The organism is Hylemonella gracilis str. Niagara R, assembly GCF_000600295.1.
Taxonomy (GTDB): Bacteria; Pseudomonadota; Gammaproteobacteria; order Burkholderiales; family Burkholderiaceae_C; genus Hylemonella; species Hylemonella gracilis_A.
The window spans coordinates 1,901,202-1,920,094 of sequence record NZ_JEMG01000001.1 but is presented as its reverse complement, the minus strand read 5'-3'; the positions used below and the strand labels follow the sequence as shown (position 1 = coordinate 1,920,094).

Here is an 18,893-nt window from a genome sequence, read left to right as displayed (position 1 = left end):
CGAATGTGCTCAATGCGCTTGGGCGCGCCAAGCATCAGGGGTTTCGTTGCTGGTCTCGCTCGCCAATGCCTTCGCCGGTTCTAGAGGGCGAACTTCCAATGAGAGGCCAAAGGCCAGGCACGGGTTCTCGGCGGCCAGCGCAGCGGCTTCATCGAGGCTACCGGCAACGATGAACCAGTAGCCCCCTACCAATTCCTTGGCCTCCGCAAACGGGCCATCCGTGATGCCTGCCCCAGACACGACCTTGCCGGCTACCTGCAAGCGACTGCCTTCCAGCATGCGCCCGGACTCCAGATGACCTTCGTACCAAGCGTAGAACCGGTCGATGGCCTGCTGGACGTCTTTTGGCGTCGCGTTTTCGTCCCACTTGCCGCGTGAGATGACCAGGTACTGATGCTTCATGATCTGAGGGCGAACAAATTTATTCAACCGCAAGACGCCGGTCAACGACCGCCACAAGCCTACAGCGTCGACCAAGTACTTGCAGTCAAATAAAACGACTACGGCAGCTTGTAATCATTCCCGAATTCCTTGGTCTGGAACAAACGAAAAACCACCTTTTCAGTCTCTAGCGCGGGATGGCTCCTTTTGAGCGACGCCAGATACGCATTGAACCCGTCGCGACCCTCGGCGTAATAACGCCACAAAATGGGCTGCAACGTGCAATCGAGATAAAAATGTCCAAGATAAACGACTTCGCCGGCAGCGACGGTGAAGCTGCCCCCCAAAGATTGCCCATCTTTCAGGAACCTGCTCCTTGGAATCTTGAAGAACCCAACTTCCGATTTTGATTTTGCAACCTTGATTTCGAGCCGACTCAGCGCATAGTCGCCCGGCTCCACCATGAACGCATAGTTGTCAAACGCTGGTTTCGTGGCAATCAGCGGCGCGTCATCAAGCAGAACGTCGGCATTAGCGTCATCGCCGGTCTTCGCACTAGGCAGCTTGTCAAAGCCGATGGCTCTAAGCTGCGCGTTCTCGAAACCACTGCAGTTCCACCGCCGATCCCACCTTACTGCCAAGAGGACTACGCCTTTATCTGGATGGCTAGCAACTGAGACTCCGGATATCCGTTCCGCAACGGCTGATTGAGCGGCGGCACCAGCTGCAAACCAAACACTCGTTATCTGCAGAAAAAATATTGTGGCGATTATGCGCATGTCCCATCCTTTATGCGATCGTCATTGGAAATAAGCGGACGCCGCAGGCAATCCGGGCGGGTTTTAAATATTCGCCGATCAGAATCATGCCGTACGCCGTCTTCTGTTGTCGACCCGTTGCGGACACAAAATATCAGCAACAGCAGCCATTCAACGAGCATTGCCTGTACGCTTGGAGACCATCGCGTATGGGCATCGGTTCTCAAAGCATCTAATTACTGATATCGCCTAGGAGTCATTTTTCTCTAGGTAGAACTTGTACTTTACAGCGATGACCACCTGCTTCTGATTCCAAGTTCACCGATGTGTAGAACCAGTACGTCCCAGGTTGATCGAATATGCGTACCGTACCTGGAGAAAGTGGAGGCCGCCAAGGTATTGCCTCCTGCTCTGTGCTTATTTCAAGCAACTTTGCTTCGGCGAACTTTTGTGGAGACATAAGCATTTGGTAGCCTTTGGGAGGGCCCCAGACGACAAGGAAAAATGTAACTTTGTCTCGCACTCGAACCACGGAAAGTTCTTCTCCATGATCGAGCCCCAATCTAAGCTTGATCGATTCCCCAAGATGCACATTTTCAGGCTGGCAACTTAAGACGCTGGCATCAATTTTCCATGACGTGCGCTCTGTTGAGTTCGCAACAAAACTCAGTGTGAAGATGGTGGCGTATAAAAATTTTTTCATAACTCAACACTCTCTCGTCAGAGCATAGATGACGCCGTCAATGAGCTGCCAGTTCTTCATCAATCTCAACGGGTTTGCTTCCAGCTTTCGACCCATTGCGGACAACTGGTGGTTGATAAAGCAGACCCTCACGATGCTGCTTTGCGGAGCATGCGCCAATCGTATTCACCCTGGTGTTGCGATCTGCATCAATGGAAGAGCTGTGAGTCGTATTTACGCCAAGTAAGGTACGAAAAGTACGCTGAATACGCAGCAATGACCGCAAAGAAAACAGAGATCCAATAGTCAATCTCGTTGCTAGTACGCATTGCCTCCTGAGATTCGACGAGCGTACGAGCGGGACCGTTGTGTGTCACGATTTCCCAGACAGTGTGAAATTTAGTCTCTGAAGACCAGGGGCGAGGGCGATAGGCCTGAGGGTCGAAGAGTATCGAGACTTGGCCATTTTCTGCAGCGGATAGCGCTACCCTGACAGTACTACGCACCTTGCCCTTTGCTGGATAACTAAACGTTTCCGGAAAGCCCGCCAACTTGAACCTGATTTCTCTGTCTAATTCGGCCACCCATGTGACCTTGCCGCTCGCATTTTTCAGTTGCGCTCGCTGCAGGATTTTGGTTTCGGAAGTTAAGAATCCTAGGATTGCCAATCCAGCGAAACCTGCGGCAATTAGCGCGAGCTTTCTTGCGCTCACTCGTGGACGAATAACAAGCATTGGTTGACGCTCCGGTCCTTGGATTTTTTGGAATTGAGAGGTTCATCTCGACCCAAGGGAGTCACTCAGGGACACAAAAAGCGGACCGCAAGCTCTAGCCCATGGGCGACTTAAGGTCGGCTGTAGGCGCGCTGGGCTTTTCGCTTCCCCCACGCATGCGACCAACGATAAGTCCGATGAATCCAAAGAATACCGAATTCAGCGCAAGACCTGCTGCCAATTGAGCCCATGACATTTGTTGTTCTGGATCATTTGAAGCAAAGGGGAGAAAACCGGCCATAAGGGCAATGAAAGCCCAAGATTCAAAGACGCGGCTAGCCGCGACTGATATAACGAAAAGTACCACGGGTGATAGAGCTCCCGCCAAGCAGCCAATCCAAAAAAATCGCTTTAGCTTCATAAAACCTTACATTCCATATTCGATCGCATAGGCATTGATCGTCCTTGGTTTGCTAGACGCTATCGACCCATAGCGGACTTCTGGAAACTCAAGTTCGTGGTCCGATAGCGGACCTTCAGGACTTGCACGCCAAGTAGAGGTTCAGCGGTGAATCGTTCAGCTCTTCCAGACGCTAATCATCCCGGTTATCGCGCCTAGAACCCCGACAACAGATGTCACCCAAAAGGCGGCGACTTCTCTCCGGTGTTTCTTTTCCGCCCTGATGCGATCCCGCGTCAATTGCACCCCCACATCCGTCAGGTAGTAAGGCTGAGACTCATCATCGTCCCACTCAACTTGACCATACATCGCTTGCTCTGTCGTACTCGGGAGATCCACCCCCAAACGATCCGCTTGGAAACGCAAGAATCGGGTCAGTATCAGACGACGCCATTGATCATTTTTTTTGACATCCTGAACCCACAATCCATTTGTCGGATCGCCGTTTTGCGGGATATTTGCCAAGGCTTTCGCCTCAGCCTTTCGGCAGGCTGCCATCTGTCGCTGGTATAGCCACCATTCTTTGATCAGTGAACCCCACATAGAGCATTTCCCAGAAAGAGATTTAGAGGCAACACCGCACTATTTTGTACTGTGGCGGCGCATCAAGGACTTCTGACTGAACCGGCCCAGGGTGGCTAGACACTATCGCCCCATAGCGGAAGTTTCTCCATTCTGATACCTGACATTCTGGACTGGTTCCCCCTGAAGGTTTCAGAGGGGGAACGAAAGAATGGCGGAAGAATCCGTACATGACGAGCAACGCATCGCGAGCGTCTTGTTCGAGGATCGTCACGGGGTGAGACTTGCGGTTCTGAACGCGTTGGCCCATCGTGTCCTTGTCGTCTGAGTCTCGGCGATGTATGTACGGATTGCGAAATTGGCTCAGTTTGGCGGCCCCATCCAGCAGGTCGCCTGGAAATAGATCGGCTTCGCGAGCGAGCTTGATAGCGTCGGCTAGTGTGGGTGTTCTCTTTTTCGGCGGCAATGTCAGCGCATCAATGATGACGTGCTCGCTGTAGGCCAGCGCTAGGACCAGCGTCGCAATAAAGTTCCCTGAAACGTAGCTGCTACGGGCTTCCTGCATTACTGCCGAAGTCTCTGTTCGTTCCCAGTAGCCTCCGCCGACGTGAACATGGTGTTTCCCTATCCAGATGTGACGTTCCGCACGTTCTGGGCGATCCATCGTGTCGAGTTCCTCGAGACAGGCAAGTACTCGTTCACGAAATTCCTCATAGGTTTCTGGTTTTACAGTTCCGTCAGGATTCGCGCGCGGTGCAAACGGATAGTTCATCGTCGTCTGTGGTCTGTGATCGACAAAATCTAGATGCACGAATGGCCCGCATTGAGATCCGACTGCAGGAGGAATTGATCTGTTTTAGCCCTTAGACGAATTCAGATGTCGACCCATAGCCGTCGGTCGAGGGGCCAAGAAAGCAGTCGCTCAACGTTTGACATGAGAGGACTCGCCCCGGCTCGCCGGGGCGGGTCCTCTCGATGGAAGGGTTAGCCGTCATGCCGCACGAGTGGTACTGCTAGGCCAACATGCCTGCCGACGTTGTACGAGATTCCTCCGCCAAATTTGTAGTCTTCAATGTGAGAGCGCAGTTCATCGGAATCAGATTCAAATAGCGTAAATCTGTACCTCTTGACGAACGAGGCGGAGCCGGGCTCTGCGTCAACGGCCAGTTCCATCGAGTACTCGCCGGGAAGCCAAAGAAAAAAGCGTTCGAACAAATCGAGAAAGGGCTTGATAAGAGCGGCTTCGGCGACGACCGCCTGCTTGTTGTCTTCTGGCCTAGCTGCGATCTTCTGGCGTATGTCTCCTTGAAGCGCAGACTCACTTTCGCGATAGAGCTTCTCTGTTGATCGATCAAAGAACTGTAAAAAATTTGTTGCGTGAGCCCATTGTTCGCCCGGCTTTAGGGAGAAAGGAACGAACAAGACAGAATCTTTTGAAGTAGGAGTCTCAAAGTAGTTCTGGGCTGGAAGAACGGCCAGGGCCTTTCCATCTCTCGATAGAGAGACCTTCATTCCCAGAATTCGCAGTGCTCGTCCACCTGTGTTGCGAACACTCACATAAGACCCAACATTCGCGTTTCCAACTTTGTGGCTCACGACAACGCGACTGTGGATCTCAACCTCCAGCTTTCGAGGACGAAACCAAAAGATGACAGGGGGCAGTTGGGATAGCACTAAGGCCACAAACGCGGCTACTGCTGCCCAAAACTGCCAGTCTAGATAGATCGGTGTTGGAGTCGTATCCACTATGCTTCCCATGATGGCTAACGTGATGTAGTTCGAAAAACCTGCGAGATAAAACGGCGACTGCGTGATAAACCGTTCAATGGATCCACCCTAATGTCTTGTCGCTATTGAAGAAATCTAAATCTGCGTGGCTTTTTGTACAGGTATAAGTAAAGCCGACAGACCCCGCAGTTGCCTTGGCACATTCTAGGAAGTCGGATAGCGAGGCGATATCCCCCAGAGGGTCATGAACGACTGGTTTCAGGCTATTCCTTCAGTTTCCGCTTCTGGCCGTGAACGGAAGTCTAAGCATCACGAGCCGAAGCGCGAATCACCATTCACCCCACCCCAAACTCCCGCCGAAAATCCGCCGGCGTCAGTCCACTGCGCTGCCTGAACTCGCGCGTGAAGTGCGATTGGTCGGCGTAGCCGCAGAGAAAACCAATCTCGGCCAGCGCGGCGTCGCCCTGCATCAAGTGCCAACCCGCCGTGCGGTAGCGGGCTTCGGCCTGCAGTGGCCGAAAACCCAGGCCCGCTTCCTTCAGGCCGCGCTGCAGGCTGCGCCGTGACTGGCCCAGGGCATGGGCCAGGGCGTCCAGGTCGAGCGGCGCGGGTAGGCGGGTGGCCACCAAGCCATAGGCCTGCTTGATCCAGCCGGGCCAGGGTTCGTCGCGCACCAGGTCCTGCGCGGTCTGCGGGCTCGTTGCCCTTGCTGCTTTTGCTACTTCCTCTGCGTGTGGGAGCAAGCGGGTCCAGCGGATGTGCCACTGGGCGCTGTGCCCGCGCGCGCAGGCCTGCGCCAGCGCTGGGGCGTCGGGCTGCGGATAGGCCGCGGCAGCCCCCACGGTGCAATGCAGGCCTTGGTAGCCGCAGGCCTGCAGCAAGGCCAGCAGCACGCCCAGCACCACCAGGTCTTCTGCCGGCAGCGGTACCGGGTGGGGATGCAGCGCCACATGCGCCAGGTCCACGCCGGTGTCGCTCAGCGACAGCAGGCGCACGCGGTGGCGCGAGTGGATGTAACGCTCCAGCCGGCCCCAACGCTGCAGCAGGTCTTGCGCGTCGCGCGCGGCAGCCAAAGCGCTGTGCGTGGGTTCGTGCGTGAAGCGGTGCAGGCCTTGCCCAAGCAGGGGCAGGCAGGCCAGGCCGCCCACCTGCAGCGCATGCGCCAGCACAGCGCGCTTGCCGTCCAGGCTGACGACCGCGCCCTGCGTGGGCGGGCCGGGTGGCGGGGGCGGCAGGCCCAGGTCCAACAGGCCCTGGCGCAACACGCGCAGCATGGCGGCGCTGGCGAAATCACCTTCGATGCGGGGGCGGGCTGCGGGCACGTTTGCTGCAGGGCCAGGTGGACGATGCGGCATTCTGCCTTTCAGGCTTGTTGCGGCTCAGGCCCGCAACATCTCGGGGGTGCAGGGCAATGTCAACAGGCGCACGCCCGTGGCCGCGCGGATGGCGTTGGCGATGGCAGCGCCCGCCGCCACCATGGCGGTTTCACCGGCGCCGGTGGGCGGTTCGCCTTCGTCGATCAGCAGCACCTCCAGTTCGGGCACGTCGTCCCAGCGCGGGATGGGGTACTCGGCAAAGCTGCCCGCCACCACGGCGCCCTGCTCGAAGCGCAGGCCCTCGCGCAGCACCATGCCCAGACCCCAGACCAGATTGCCTTCGCACTGGGCGCGCACCTGTTCGGCGTTGATGACGCGCCCGCAATCGTGGGCGCACCAGAGCTTGGTCACGCGCACGGCGCCGGTGGGGTCCACCTCCACGTCGGCCACCACGGCGGCGTAGCTCATCTCCTTGTAGATGCCGCAGGCCAGGCCTCGGCCCTTGCGCAGGCTGGCCGAGGTGGACGCGGCCGGACGACGTGGCTCCCCAAGTGCCTCCACAATTGGCTCGCGCCAGCGCGCCGCCCGGGCCGCGTGCCGCAGCACGCGGGCCAGGCGCGCGTCTTCGATCTGCGCGAGGCGGTAGGCCAGCGGGTCCTGCCCGGCCCGGTGGGCGCATTCATCCACCACCGACTCGGTGACGAAGTGGTTGGGCCCCGCGCCCAGGCCGCGCCAAGGGCCGCTGAGCACGGGCAGGCGCACCAGGTCAAAGCGAGTCTCGCGCGCGTGGGCGCGGTAGGGCAAGGCAGCGCCGCGCGCCACGCCACGGTCGCCGATGAAGGTGGTCACGCTTTGCAGCCAGGGCGGCGCAGCCGCGTTGGTGAGCAGGATGTGCCCGCTGGTGAAGGCGTGCCACCAGTCGTGCAGCCGCCCGTCGCGCAGGCGCACGCGCACGCGGTGGCTGGACGGCGGGCGGTGGAAGGCCTGGCGGAATTCCTGCGCGCGGGTCCATTGCACTTTCACGGGCAGTCGCACGGCCCGCGCCAGCGCGGCGGCTTCCAGTTCCACGGTGCAGATGGTCTTGCCGCCAAAGGCGCCGCCCACGCGCTGCGCGTGCAGGGTGATGGCGTCCTCGTCCAGGCCCAGTTGCTTGGCCACCACGTCGCGTACGTAGAACACATCCTGGCTGCCCACCCAGAGCTGCAAGTGCCCTTGCGCGTCGAACTCGGCCACGGCGGCGCGGGGCTCAATGGCGGCGTGCGCGGCGGGCGGGATGTCGAAGCGCAGGTCCAGGTCCCAGCCGTTTGTGCCCTCTCCTTTTCCCTCACCCTCGCCGGCCGGTGGCACGCGGTCTTCATGCACGGCGTGGGGCAAGGTGGGTCGGCGTGCGAGGGCTCGGTCTATGTCCAGTTGTTCCTGCCAAGTTGTGGCTTGGGTTTGGGTTTGCGCATCGCCTTCCTTCCCCGCCTCCGTCCGCCACTCGATGGCCAGCGCCTGTTCGATGCGGTCCAGCGCGCCGGGCGTGCGCGCCACGATGCCCAGACCGGTCGCCCGCCCCCGGGTGAAACAAGCGTCACGCACCAGGGCGACAAAACCGGGCTGCGCACGGGCGGCGGCCTCGTTCAAGCGGCCAGGCTCAGCCGAAAATTCGGAGGACAGCGGCGCGTACAGCACGCGCCCGTACACCAGACCCGGCCGCCGCACATCGGCCGCGTACAGCGCTTGCCCGGTCACGATGGCCGGCCCTTGTTCGAGCGGCACACGCCTCAGCGCCACCGGCAGGCCGCCAGGCTGGAACAGGCGCAGTGACTGCGGCGCGGGCGCTGGTACATCTTGCGCCTGCGTGAAACCGCCGCGCGCCATGGCCTCGCGCAGCAGCGCGCAGGCCTGGGCCAGCGGCACTGCGTATTCGCGCATGGAGTCACTGCCCACGGTGGCTTTGACCCGCGTGATGTCGCGCGTGGAAGGCAGGCGCGCGTCCACCTGCGTCCAGGGCACGCCCAGTTCGGCGCAGGCGATCTGCTTGAGGCCGGTCAGGATGTTCTGCCCCATTTCGACGCGGGGCAGCCACAAGGTGTAGCGCCCCTCGGCATGGCTGATCCAACCCAGGGCGGCGTCCAGATCGGGCGTGGGGCGCTTGGGGATCACAGGGATGGCACAGCCCGGCAGCAAGACCACCGTGAGGCCCGCGCCACTGGCGCGCAGGAACAGTCGGCGTGAGAGCATGGGCGTGGCGGAAGTTTCGGGCCTGTTCATGCGCCCTCCTTCGCGAACGCCTTGAGCGTCTGCCGGATGCGGTGCTGCGTGCCGCAGCGACAGAGGTTGCCGCCCATGGCCGCGTCAATCTCCTCGGGTTTGGGTCGGGGCGCGCGACGCAGCAAGCCTGCCGCGCACATCAGCTGCCCGGCTTGGCAATAGCCGCATTGCGGCACCTGGTGGTCCAACCAGGCCTGTTGCAGCGGGTGCAGCCTGCCGTCCGTCGCTGCAAGACCTTCCACCGTGGTGACGGGCAAGGCGCCCACGCTGGCGACCGGCAGCAGACAGCTGCGCACCGCCGTACCGTCGAGCAACACCGTACAGGCGCCGCACTGGCCTTGGCCGCAGCCGAGCTTGGTACCGACCAGGCCCAGGTACTCGCGCAGCACCTGCAGCAACGATTCGTCCCGCCACTCCGGTGCCACGCTGTGGCTCCGGCCGTTGATGTGCAAATCCATGGCAACTCCTTGAAGTTGCCGTGAGCATCCACGCGCACGCGACTGGCGTATAGAACGAATGCGCCAGACCGGGAGAGTGGCCGAGCTTCAGGCCTTCGCGGCCAACAACTCTCGCACCTGTTGCAGCGCCCCCGGGTCGTCCAGCGTGGTCAGGTCCCCCGGGTCGCGTCCCTCGGCCACGGCCTGGAGGGCGCGGCGCAGCAGCTTGCCGCTGCGGGTCTTGGGCAGCAGCTGCACGATCAGCACGCGCGAGGGGCGGGCCACCGCACCGAGCTGCCGGTCCACCACCTGCATCAGCTCACCCTCGAAGCGCAGTCGGGCCTGGGCCTCGCCGAGGGCGCTGGCATCGCGCGCGACCACGAAGGCCAGGGCCACTTGGCCCTTGAGCGCGTCGGCCACGCCGACAACGGCCACCTCGGCCACGTTGGTGTGGCTGGCCAGGCATTCCTCGATTTCGCGTGTGCCCAGGCGGTGGCCGGCCACGTTGATCACATCGTCGGTGCGGCCGAGGATGAAGAAATAGCCGTCCTGGTCGCGCACGCCCCAGTCGAAGGTGCTGTAGATCAGCCGGCCAGGAATGCTCTTCCAGTAGGTGTTGACGAAACGCGCGTCGTCGCGCCAGACGGTCTGCATGCAGCCGGGCGGCAACGGTCCTTCGATGGCGACCACGCCTTTCTGGTCCGGCCCGGTCAACTCCTCGCCCGTGCTTTCGCTGATGAGTTTCACGTCGTAGCCGTACATGGGCAGGCCGGGGCTGCCGAACTTGCTCGGTGCCTTTTCGACGCCATTGGCGATGCTCAGGATGGGCCAGCCGGTTTCGGTCTGCCAGTAGTTGTCGATGATGGGCACCTGCAGGGCGTCGCTGATCCATTGCGCGGTGGGTTCGTCCAGCGGCTCGCCCGCGAGGTAGAGGGCCTTGAGGCTGGAAATATCGTGGCGCTTCAGGTAGGACGGGTCCTGCTTCTTGAGCACGCGCACGGCCGTGGGCGCGGAGAACATGCGCGTGACCTTGTATTTCTCGACCAGGCGCCACCAGATGCCCGGGTCCGGCTGACCATCCATGCCGCGGATGGGCAGGCCTTCGTAGAGGATGGTCGCCATGCCCGCGATGAGCGGGCCGTAGACGATGTAGCTGTGGCCCACGACCCAGCCGATGTCGCTGGTGGAGAAATAGGTTTCACCGGCCTGGCCTTCGTAGATGTATTTCATGCTGGCCGCCAGGGCCACGGCGTAGCCGCCCGTGTCGCGCTGCACGCCCTTCGGCTTGCCCGTGGTGCCGCTGGTGTAGAGCGTGTAGCTGGTGTGGGTGGCGTCGAGCCAGGCCACCGGCACGGAGGTGTACAGGTGCTCTTCACGCAGCGCGCTCCAGAGCTGGTCACGCCCCGGCACCAGGGACATGGGGGCCAGTTGCCGGTCCACCAGCAGCACCGAGGCCGGCTGGTGCTTGGACAGGCGGATGGCTTCGTCCAGCAAGGGTTTGTAGGCCGTGACCTTGCCCCCGCGCGAGCCGGCGTCCGCGCTGACGATGACCTTGGGTTCGGCATCGTCAATGCGCGTGGCCAGCGAGCCGGAAGCGAAGCCGCCGAACACCACCGAGTGGATGGCGCCAATGCGCGCGCAAGCCAGCATGGCGAAGACGGCCTCGGGGATCATGGGCATGTAGATCAGCACCCGGTCGCCCTGGGCCACGCCCAGGCTCAACAACACGGCAGCCATGCGCTGCACTTCCAGGTGCAGGTCGGCGAAGGTGTAGACCTGTTCCCGGCCGGTTTCGGTGCTGACGGCGATCAGGGCGGGCTGCTGGGCTCGGTCCTTCAGGTGGCGGTCCACCGCGTTGTGGCAAAGGTTGGTCGTGCCGCCGACGAACCACCGGGCGAAAGGCGGTTGGCTGTAGTCGCAGATTTGACGGGGTGGGGTCTGCCAGTCGATCAGGCTGGCCTGTTCGGCCCAGAAGGCGTCGCGCTGCGTGATGGAGCGCTGGTGGAAGGCCGCGTAGCTGGATTCCGCGTGACTGCGCGTGCTGGACATGGTTGGTATCTCCTCGAATATTTATGGTTGGCAATCCGGCTGATAATTATTGGTCCAGGACTTGCAGCAGACTGACACTCCATAGCCCTAACCCATGCTGCGCAGCCCCATCAAGCATTGCCGCCACTGCGGCACCCTCGTGGTCTACCGCATTCCCGACGATGGCGACACCCGCGAACGCGCGGTCTGCCCCGAATGCGGCACCATCCATTACGAAAACCCGCTCAACGTCGTCGGGACCATTCCCGTGATGGACGGCAAGGTGCTGCTATGCAAGCGCAACATCGAACCCCGCCGCAACAAGTGGACCTTGCCCGCGGGTTTTCTGGAACTGGGGGAAACAGCGGCTGAAGGCGCGGCCCGGGAAACGGACGAGGAAGCCGGTGCAGAGATCGAGATGCAGGGGCTCTACACCATCATCAGCGTGCCCCGGGTCGGACAGGTGCATCTGTTCTACCGCGCGCGCCTTTTGAGCACGCGCCTTGCGCCGGGGCCGGAAACCGTGGAAGCGCGCCTGTTCGCCGAGCACGAGATTCCCTGGGACGAGATCGCCTTCCGCACCGTCAGCGAGACGCTGAGGCTCTACTTCGCCGACAGCCAGGCCCACGCGACCAGCCCGCGCGACGAGCCTTACCCGGTGCGCGACTTCAGTCTGGGCTGAACCGATCTTTTCCCTTGCGGCTTGCAGCCCTTGTTTCTCCCCGCTTTACAAACCGGGAAAAGGGAGTAGATTGCTTCTCACGCCGCACGCATGGGCCATGCGCAGGCGATGCATGTGCGGCGCAACTGCGGCTTTCGAGCCGCATCCATCGCTACAGACGGAGACCGCCATGAACAAGAAATACGAAGAGCATTTTTGGGATGTAGACCTGGTCGTCCTCTTCAAGGACTGGTTCTCGCAGATCGGCCTGTTCCTGCTGATGGCCGTGACCTTCCTCGGCATCGGCCTGCCCCTTTTCATCTCCATCCTGGTTCTGTGGTATCTTGCAGGCTTTCCAAGCTTCTCCTTGTGAGGAAAGCCGTTCGCGTCGGGGTCTAGGTGTCGGCCCGGCGCATGTTCATCAACCTTGTTTTTGCCTGATCCAACGTGTCCAGCGCTGAACAACCCGCCGCCGTCCTGCCGCTCTACCGCCCGGGCACCCAGGTCATGTACCACGGGAAACCCGAGACGGTGGACCACGTCATCATCCAGCGTTACGACCTGCTGGTGCACCTCAAGGAAAGCAATATCTCGGTCAATGCCGACAAGGTCGAGCTGGAACCGACCCGCATTCCGCTCAATCGCACGCACTGAGCCTTACCGAGGTCGCTTGCGCACCCGCCTCTTGCCGAGGTGCGCCCAGGCGAGATCACTGCCCTTCGCGGGTCAGCAGTCGACAGGCCTCACCAGTCCCCAGCCAACAAATCCCGGATCGCGGTCAGCTCACGGCGCAGCTGCTGAATTTGACTCGCGCTGCCCGTGTGCGCTACAGGCGGGCCCAGTTCCGGCGCCGTGACCCGCGCGGCCATGCCAGCACGCATCTGACCCTCCTCCGCTGACCCTTTCGGACCGGCATCGGTAGAGCCCCACGGCGTACTGGCATGACCGTTGACCAGCGGGTCCGCGGAAGTCTCCAGTGCTTCCAGGCTGGCCGCATCATCCTCGTTGTCGAAAACGAAGTCGGTGCCACGTTTCTTCTCGCGTTCCGCGGCCAGCAGTTCCTGCATCCGGTTGCGCGCGCCGCTGATGGTGAAGCCCTGGTCATAGAGCAGATCGCGGATGCGGCGGATCATCAGCACCTCGTGGTGCTGGTAATAACGGCGGTTGCCGCGCCGCTTCATCGGGCGCAGCTGCGTGAATTCCTGCTCCCAGTAGCGCAACACATGCGGCTTGACCCCGCACAGCTCACCGACCTCGCCGATGGTGAAGTAGCGCTTGGCGGGGATGGGCGGTAACGAAGACTCCATGGAATCGCAGGTCTGAGGCTTGGGGTGTGGAAGGTCGCGGTACGTGAAGGTAACCCAAATCCCCCGGCTTTCCAAGCTACACGGCGCGGTGCATAGCGCCTTTGCTTCAGCTGTCCGACCAGGCCTGGATCTGTTCCTTGAGCTTATGGCTGGCGTGGAAGGTCACGACCCGGCGAGCCTCGATCGGAATCTCCTCGCCGGTGCGCGGATTGCGCCCGGGCCGCGCGGCCTTGGTGCGGATCTGGAAGTTGCCGAAGCCGGAAATCTTCACGTCCTGCCCTTGCGTGAGGCGTTCGGCGACCAGATCGAAGAAGGCATCGACCATGTCCTTGGACTCGCGCTTGTTCAGGCCGATCTGCTCGAACAGCAGTTCGGCCAGATGCGCCTTGGTCAAGGCGGGGGTTTCCAGGCTCTCGACGGCAATGTCCATGGTGTTCCTTTGCCCTTCCAATCAATGAAACCGTTTCAAGTCCGCAGACGCGCGCTCACGTGCTGCTGCAGGGAGGCCAACACGGCCTGAACGGCGGCATCAACTTGCTCATCGGTCAACGTGGCCTCCATGTCGCTGAACGTCAAGCGCACGGCCAAGCTCTTCTCATTGTCGGCCAGTCCGGCCGACACTTGACCCGGCTTGGCACGGTAGACGTCGAACAATACCGCGTCGCGCAGCAAGCCGGAGGTGGGTGCGGCGTGGATGGCCCGCATCAGCGCGGCATGCGTCACGTCCTGGGCGACGATGATGGCCAGATCGCGCTCCACCGCCTGGAACTTGCTCATGGGCCGCAGCGCGGGCACGTCACGGGCCTGCACTGCGTCGAGCGCCAGCTCGAACAGCACGGGTGTCATGGACAGCTCGTAGGCTTGCTTCCAGCGCGGGTGCAGCTCTCCAACGAATCCGATGGGCTCCAGGCCCTGTGCGCTCTTGAGCAGCACGCGCGCGCTGCGCCCGGGATGCAAAGCCGGGTGCTCGGCAGGCTCGAATACCGCCTGACGTGGCGCCAGCAAGGCTTCCACCTCGCCTTTCACGTCGTAGAAATCGACCGCGCGCGTGTTGCCGCTCCACTGCAGACCATCCACCGGGCCCGCCGCCAGTCCAGCCAGGCGCATGGGCTGATCGAAGCCCGCCACGCTGACGTGGCTGTCCTGCACGCTGGCGTCGCGCAGGAACACGCGGCCCAGCTCGAACACGCGCACGCGCGGGGCCTTGCGATCCAGGTTGAACTTGAGCACCTGCAACAGCGAGCCCAGCAGCGAGGAACGCATCACGCTCATCTGGCTGGCGATGGGATTGAGCAGCTTGATGGGTTGGGCGTTGGCGGCGAGTTCGCGCTCCCAGCGTTCCTCGACGAAGCTGTAGTTGATGGTCTCTTGGTAGCCCAGCGCCGCCAGCAGACGACGCACCGCATGCGGGCTGCGCTGCGCCTCGGGACGCAGCTGCGGGGTCACCGGGGCTTGGGGCGGCGTGTGCGGCAGCCACTCATAACCGACCAGGCGCGCCACCTCTTCGATCAGGTCTTCCTCGATCTGCAAGTCGAAGCGGTACAGCGGCGGCGTGACCGTGATGACGCCGTCGCCCTCCACCAGGGACAGGCCCAGGCGCGTCAAGGCGTCCACGCACTGCGCTTGGGTCAGCGGCATGCCGATGACCTTGGCCGCACGCGCCACGCGCAGGGTCACGGGCTGGGCCGTGGGCATGCGGGGCTGCTGGTCGTCGATGGGGCCGCAGACGGTCTCGGGCGTGCCGCAGATCTCGACGATCAGCTGGGTGATGCGCTCGATGTGCGCCACGGTGAGTTCCGGGTCCACGCCACGTTCAAAGCGGTGACCGGCGTCGGTGGCGAAGTTGTAGCGGCGCGAACGACCGGCGATGGACTTGGGCCACCAGAAGGCAGCTTCCACGTAGACGTTCTTGGTGTCGTCGGACACGGCGGTCGCATCGCCGCCCATGATGCCGGCCAGGGATTCCAGCGCCTGGTCATCGGCGATCACGCCGACTTCGCCGTCCACGGTGACAGTGTTGCCGTTGAGCAGCTTGAGCTGTTCACCAGGCTTGCCCCAGCGCACGTCCATGGTGCCGTGGATCTTGTCGAGGTCGAAGATGTGGCTGGGCCGGCCGTATTCGAACATCACGTAGTTCGAAATGTCCACCAGGGCCGTGACACTGCGCTGACCGCAGCGTGCGAGGCGGTCCACCATCCACTGCGGCGTGGCGGCCTGGGTGTTGACGTTGCGCACGATGCGGCCGGAGAAACGGCCGCAGAGCTCGGGCGCGCTGACCTTCACTGGCTGCACGTCCTGGATCTTGGGCACCACGGGTGTGATGGTCGGGGTCTTGAGCGGCGCGCCGGTCAGCGCCGCGACTTCACGCGCCACGCCGTAGACGCTGAGGCAGTGCGCGAGGTTGGGCGTGAGCTTGAGCGTGAACAGCATGTCGTCCAGCTTCAGGAATTCGCGGATGTCCTGGCCCAGGGGTGCGTCGACGGGCAACTCCAGCAGGCCGCCATGATCGTCCGCGAGTTTCAGTTCGCGTGCGGAGCACAGCATGCCCTGGCTTTCCACGCCGCGCAACTTGCCCAGCTTGATCTGGAAGGGCTTGCCATCTTCGCTCGGCGGGAGCTCTGCGCCCACCAGCGCGCAGGGGATCTTGATGCCCGGGCGCGCGTTGGGTGCACCGCAGACGATATTCAACAGCGCGCCCTGCCCGGCATCCACCTGGCACACGCGCAAGCGATCAGCGTTCGGATGCTGCACCGCTTCCTTGATCTCAGCCACCACCACCTTGGTGAACGGCGGCGCCACGGGCGTCAGTTCCTCCACCTCCAGACCGGCCATGGTCAGCGTGTCGGCCAGTTGCTGGGTAGAAAGCGGCGGGTTGCAGAACTCGCGCAACCAGGATTCGGGAAATTGCATGTCGGGGAACCCGTGTTGTTATTGGAACTGACGCAGGAAGCGCAGGTCGCCGTCGAAGAACAGGCGCAGGTCGTTCACGCCGTAACGCAGCATGGTGAAGCGGTCCAGGCCCATGCCGAAGGCGAAACCGATGTACCGCTCGGGGTCCAAGCCCATATTGCGCACCACATTCGGGTGCACCTGGCCAGAACCAGCCACCTCGAGCCAGCGCCCCGCCAGGGGGCCGTGCTGGAACTGGATGTCGATCTCCGCGCTGGGCTCGGTAAAGGGGAAGAAGCTGGGTCGGAAACGCAGCACCAAGTCACCGCTTTCGAAGAAGGTGCGGCAGAACTCGGTGAACAGGTACTTGAGGTCCTTGAAACTCACGTTCTCGCCGATCCAGAGACCTTCGCACTGGTGAAACATGGGTGAGTGGGTGGCGTCGCTGTCGACGCGGTAAGTGCGGCCCGGGGCGATGACGCGGATTTCCGGCATGGGCTGATCGGCAGCGCGCCGGCCCGCTTGTTTCGCGGCTTCGTGCGCAGCCACATGCTGCAGCGCGTGGCGCACCTGCACCGGACTGGTGTGGGTGCGCAGCAGATTGGGGGCCTTCGCATCCGTCACACCGTTCGCACCCTCCACGTAGAAGGTGTCGTGCATGGAGCGCGCGGGATGGTCCTCGGGCGTGTTGAGCGCGGTGAAGTTGTACCAGTCGGCCTCGATCTCAGGGCCCTGGGCCACGGCGAAGCCCATGGAGGCGAAGATGGACTCGATGCGCTCGGTGGTCAGCGACACCGGGTGCAGGCCGCCGCCCATGCCGGCGGCACTGCCGCCGCGCACGCGACCGGGCAGGGTGACGTCCAGCGCATCGGCCTTGAGTTGGGCGGCCAGTTCGGCATCGGCAAGGGCCTGGCGGCGGGCGTTGAGCGCGGCTTCGATGGTCTGCTTGGCCTGGTTGATGGCGGCGCCACGCGTCTTCTTCTCGTCCACGGACAAGGCGGCCATGCCCTTCATCAACTCGGTGATCTGGCCGGCCTTGCCGAGGAAACGCGCCTTGGCGTTCTCCAGATCGGCTGGGGTGGCGGCTTGCGCGAAGGCGTCTCGCGCGCTGCCAACGATGGCGCCAAGGTCAGCCGGAATGTCGCTCATGATGGGGTGTGAAAGCTAAGGGGAAAACAAAAAGAAAAAGGGCCAAAGCTCGTTCAAGCTCCAGCCCTTGTTTCCTGAACCGCGAAGCCCGGTCGGAAACCGAGCGCGCGGTGCATGCAGATCAAGCAGCCAGCTTGGCCTTGACTTTCTCCACGATGCCGGCAAACGCCGCCATGTCGTGCACGGCGATGTCGGCCAGAACCTTGCGGTCGATCTCGATCTGGGCCTTCTTCAGGCCATTGGCGAACTGGCTGTAGGTCAGGCCGCATTGACGCGCGGCGGCGTTGATACGGGCGATCCACAGCTGACGGAAGACGCGCTTCTTGGCACGGCGGTCACGGTAGGCGTACTGGCCCGCCTTCATCACCGCTTCCTTGGCAATGCGGAACACATTGCCGCGGCGACCGCGGAAACCCTTGGCGAGGTTCAGGACTTTCTTGTGACGGGCACGGGCCGTTACACCACGTTTGACGCGAGGCATGTTCTAACTCCTTGTTCGTCGTTGATTACAGGCCTTGGCCGGGCAGCATCTGCGCCATGTGACCCATATTGGTCGCATGCACATTCACCGCACCGCGCAGGTGGCGCTTGTTCTTGGTGGTCTTCTTGGTCAGGATGTGACGTTTGAAGGCTTGGCCGCGCTTGACGGTGCCACCGGGACGAACGCGGAAGCGTTTCTTCGCCGCGCTCTTGGTCTTCATCTTGGGCATTTTCATGCTCCTATTTGCTTGTGCTCGTGAGGCGCCGCAAAAACCGATTGCGGACTTGATGGCCCCGAGCCACTTGTGCGGAGAGAGAATGACTCCCTCCACGTTGACGCAACGGGCCCAAAGGCCCGTCGCAGTCGCGATGGGCGGATTGAACCCGCCCATCGCGCCGGAAAGCCTGAGCCTTCCGGCATTCCCCGCCGGTCTTTCAACCCACGGGGAAATCCCTCAACCTTGCACCGCAGCTTCCGCCGTGGGCTTGACCGTGGCGATTTTCTCGCCGCCACCGGCCTTTTTCTTGCCCGGCGCGATCATCATGATCATCTGCCGGCCTTCGAGCTTGGGCATCTGCTCGACCACGATCAGGTCGCCCAGATCAGCGCGCATGCGGTCCAGCATGGCCATGCCCAACTCCTGGTGCGTGATCTCGCGCCCCCGGAAGCGCAGGGTCACCTTGACCTTGTCACCCTCCTCAAGGAAGCGCTTGATGTTGCGCAGCTTGATGTTGTAGTCGCCATCGTCGGTGCCAGGGCGGAATTTGACTTCCTTGACCTCGATCACCGTCTGCTTGGCTTTCGCTTCAGCGGCCTTCTTCTGCTCCTGGTACTTGAACTTGCCGTAGTCCACCAGACGGCAGACGGGAGGAACGGCGGTGGGCACGATTTCCACCAGATCAACGTCCATTTCCCCGGCCAGGCGCAGGGCCTCCGCCAAACTCACCACTCCCATCGGCTCATTGTCCGGCCCGGAGATGCGAACCTCGGGGGCCATGATTTCACGGTTCAGGCGGTGCTTGCGCTCTTCGCGCTGGCGGCGATCACGAAATTCAGTAGCGATGGCTCAAATCCTTTACAAAAAATGTCGTCAGAAACGACTCAACCGCCCCGGCACGCGCGAAC

Annotated in this window: 21 protein-coding genes; 3 read left to right on the top strand and 18 right to left on the bottom strand. The window is 62.1% G+C overall.

The window, feature by feature from the left end:
• Nucleotides 1-9: 9 nt before the first annotated feature.
• From AZ34_RS08955 to AZ34_RS08920, 11 genes are all read right to left on the bottom strand, one after another.
• The gene (locus tag AZ34_RS08955; RefSeq protein ID WP_035607234.1) at nt 10-402 is read right to left on the bottom strand and encodes a YciI family protein; all 393 of its coding nucleotides are present in this window, start codon (nt 400-402) and stop codon (nt 10-12) included.
• 98 nt (nt 403-500) lie between these two features.
• Nucleotides 501-1,160 carry a hypothetical protein gene (locus AZ34_RS08950; protein ID WP_155831760.1) on the bottom strand — a complete coding sequence of 220 codons (660 nt, stop codon included), beginning with the start codon at nt 1,158-1,160 and terminating at the stop codon, nt 501-503.
• 235 nt (nt 1,161-1,395) lie between these two features.
• The gene (locus tag AZ34_RS18285) at nt 1,396-1,842 is read right to left on the bottom strand and encodes a hypothetical protein (protein WP_155831759.1); all 447 of its coding nucleotides are present in this window, start codon (nt 1,840-1,842) and stop codon (nt 1,396-1,398) included.
• Between the two features lie 188 nt (nt 1,843-2,030).
• A complete protein-coding gene (locus tag AZ34_RS18280) occupies nt 2,031-2,555 on the bottom strand; it encodes a hypothetical protein (protein ID WP_197026518.1) in 525 nt (174 codons plus the stop codon).
• 556 nt (nt 2,556-3,111) lie between these two features.
• Nucleotides 3,112-3,537, bottom strand: a complete 426-nt coding sequence (locus tag AZ34_RS08945) for a hypothetical protein (RefSeq protein WP_155831757.1) — start codon at nt 3,535-3,537, stop codon at nt 3,112-3,114.
• 22 nt (nt 3,538-3,559) lie between these two features.
• The gene (locus AZ34_RS18275) at nt 3,560-4,288 is read right to left on the bottom strand and encodes a hypothetical protein (protein WP_155831756.1); all 729 of its coding nucleotides are present in this window, start codon (nt 4,286-4,288) and stop codon (nt 3,560-3,562) included.
• 212 nt (nt 4,289-4,500) lie between these two features.
• Nucleotides 4,501-5,112 carry a hypothetical protein gene (locus AZ34_RS08940; protein WP_231495498.1) on the bottom strand — a complete coding sequence of 204 codons (612 nt, stop codon included), beginning with the start codon at nt 5,110-5,112 and terminating at the stop codon, nt 4,501-4,503.
• Nucleotides 5,113-5,579: 467 nt separating this feature from the next.
• Nucleotides 5,580-6,566, bottom strand: coding sequence for a helix-turn-helix transcriptional regulator (locus AZ34_RS08935; RefSeq protein WP_035611288.1), 987 nt, complete (start codon nt 6,564-6,566; stop codon nt 5,580-5,582).
• Nucleotides 6,567-6,623: 57 nt separating this feature from the next.
• Nucleotides 6,624-8,816 (bottom strand): xanthine dehydrogenase family protein molybdopterin-binding subunit, encoded by a 2,193-nt coding sequence (locus tag AZ34_RS08930; RefSeq protein WP_231495497.1) that lies wholly within the window; start codon nt 8,814-8,816, stop codon nt 6,624-6,626.
• Nucleotides 8,813-9,274, bottom strand: a complete 462-nt coding sequence (locus AZ34_RS08925) for a (2Fe-2S)-binding protein (protein WP_035607218.1) — start codon at nt 9,272-9,274, stop codon at nt 8,813-8,815. The genes AZ34_RS08930 and AZ34_RS08925 overlap by 4 nt, the downstream gene beginning before the upstream one ends.
• Before the next feature lie 87 nt (nt 9,275-9,361).
• Nucleotides 9,362-11,302 carry a propionate--CoA ligase gene (locus AZ34_RS08920; RefSeq protein WP_035607217.1) on the bottom strand — a complete coding sequence of 647 codons (1,941 nt, stop codon included), beginning with the start codon at nt 11,300-11,302 and terminating at the stop codon, nt 9,362-9,364.
• A gap of 94 nt (nt 11,303-11,396) precedes the next feature.
• On the opposite strand from AZ34_RS08920, the gene AZ34_RS08915 reads away from it, so the two are divergent.
• The 3 genes from AZ34_RS08915 to AZ34_RS08905 all read left to right on the top strand — a co-directional run bounded on the left by AZ34_RS08915 (nt 11,397) and on the right by AZ34_RS08905 (nt 12,596).
• Nucleotides 11,397-11,963 carry an NUDIX hydrolase gene (locus AZ34_RS08915; protein WP_035607216.1) on the top strand — a complete coding sequence of 189 codons (567 nt, stop codon included), beginning with the start codon at nt 11,397-11,399 and terminating at the stop codon, nt 11,961-11,963.
• A gap of 169 nt (nt 11,964-12,132) precedes the next feature.
• Nucleotides 12,133-12,315 carry a hypothetical protein gene (locus AZ34_RS08910; RefSeq protein WP_035607215.1) on the top strand — a complete coding sequence of 61 codons (183 nt, stop codon included), beginning with the start codon at nt 12,133-12,135 and terminating at the stop codon, nt 12,313-12,315.
• Nucleotides 12,316-12,389: 74 nt separating this feature from the next.
• Nucleotides 12,390-12,596, top strand: coding sequence for a hypothetical protein (locus AZ34_RS08905; protein ID WP_035607212.1), 207 nt, complete (start codon nt 12,390-12,392; stop codon nt 12,594-12,596).
• Between the two features lie 89 nt (nt 12,597-12,685).
• On the opposite strand, the gene AZ34_RS17950 is transcribed toward AZ34_RS08905, so the two are convergent.
• The 7 genes from AZ34_RS17950 to infC form a co-directional block, all read right to left on the bottom strand.
• Entirely contained in the window at nt 12,686-13,249 is a 564-nt protein-coding gene (locus AZ34_RS17950; RefSeq protein WP_081767144.1) for a MerR family transcriptional regulator, read from the bottom strand.
• Between the two features lie 106 nt (nt 13,250-13,355).
• The gene (locus tag AZ34_RS08895; protein ID WP_035607210.1) at nt 13,356-13,679 is read right to left on the bottom strand and encodes an integration host factor subunit alpha; all 324 of its coding nucleotides are present in this window, start codon (nt 13,677-13,679) and stop codon (nt 13,356-13,358) included.
• Nucleotides 13,680-13,714: 35 nt separating this feature from the next.
• Nucleotides 13,715-16,159 carry a phenylalanine--tRNA ligase subunit beta gene (gene pheT, locus AZ34_RS08890; protein ID WP_035607208.1) on the bottom strand — a complete coding sequence of 815 codons (2,445 nt, stop codon included), beginning with the start codon at nt 16,157-16,159 and terminating at the stop codon, nt 13,715-13,717.
• Nucleotides 16,160-16,177: 18 nt separating this feature from the next.
• On the bottom strand, nt 16,178-17,287 hold the full coding sequence (gene pheS / locus AZ34_RS08885) for a phenylalanine--tRNA ligase subunit alpha (RefSeq protein ID WP_035607205.1): 1,110 nt from the start codon (nt 17,285-17,287) through the stop codon (nt 16,178-16,180).
• Between the two features lie 121 nt (nt 17,288-17,408).
• Entirely contained in the window at nt 17,409-17,768 is a 360-nt protein-coding gene (rplT, locus tag AZ34_RS08880; RefSeq protein ID WP_035607203.1) for a 50S ribosomal protein L20, read from the bottom strand.
• Between the two features lie 25 nt (nt 17,769-17,793).
• Complete coding sequence (gene rpmI, locus AZ34_RS08875; RefSeq protein WP_006296830.1) at nt 17,794-17,997, bottom strand: 50S ribosomal protein L35; 204 nt, start codon at nt 17,995-17,997, stop codon at nt 17,794-17,796.
• 225 nt (nt 17,998-18,222) lie between these two features.
• Nucleotides 18,223-18,831: a translation initiation factor IF-3 gene (gene infC, locus AZ34_RS08870; protein WP_081767143.1), complete on the bottom strand. Its 609-nt coding sequence runs from the start codon at nt 18,829-18,831 to the stop codon at nt 18,223-18,225.
• Nucleotides 18,832-18,893: the final 62 nt, after the last annotated feature.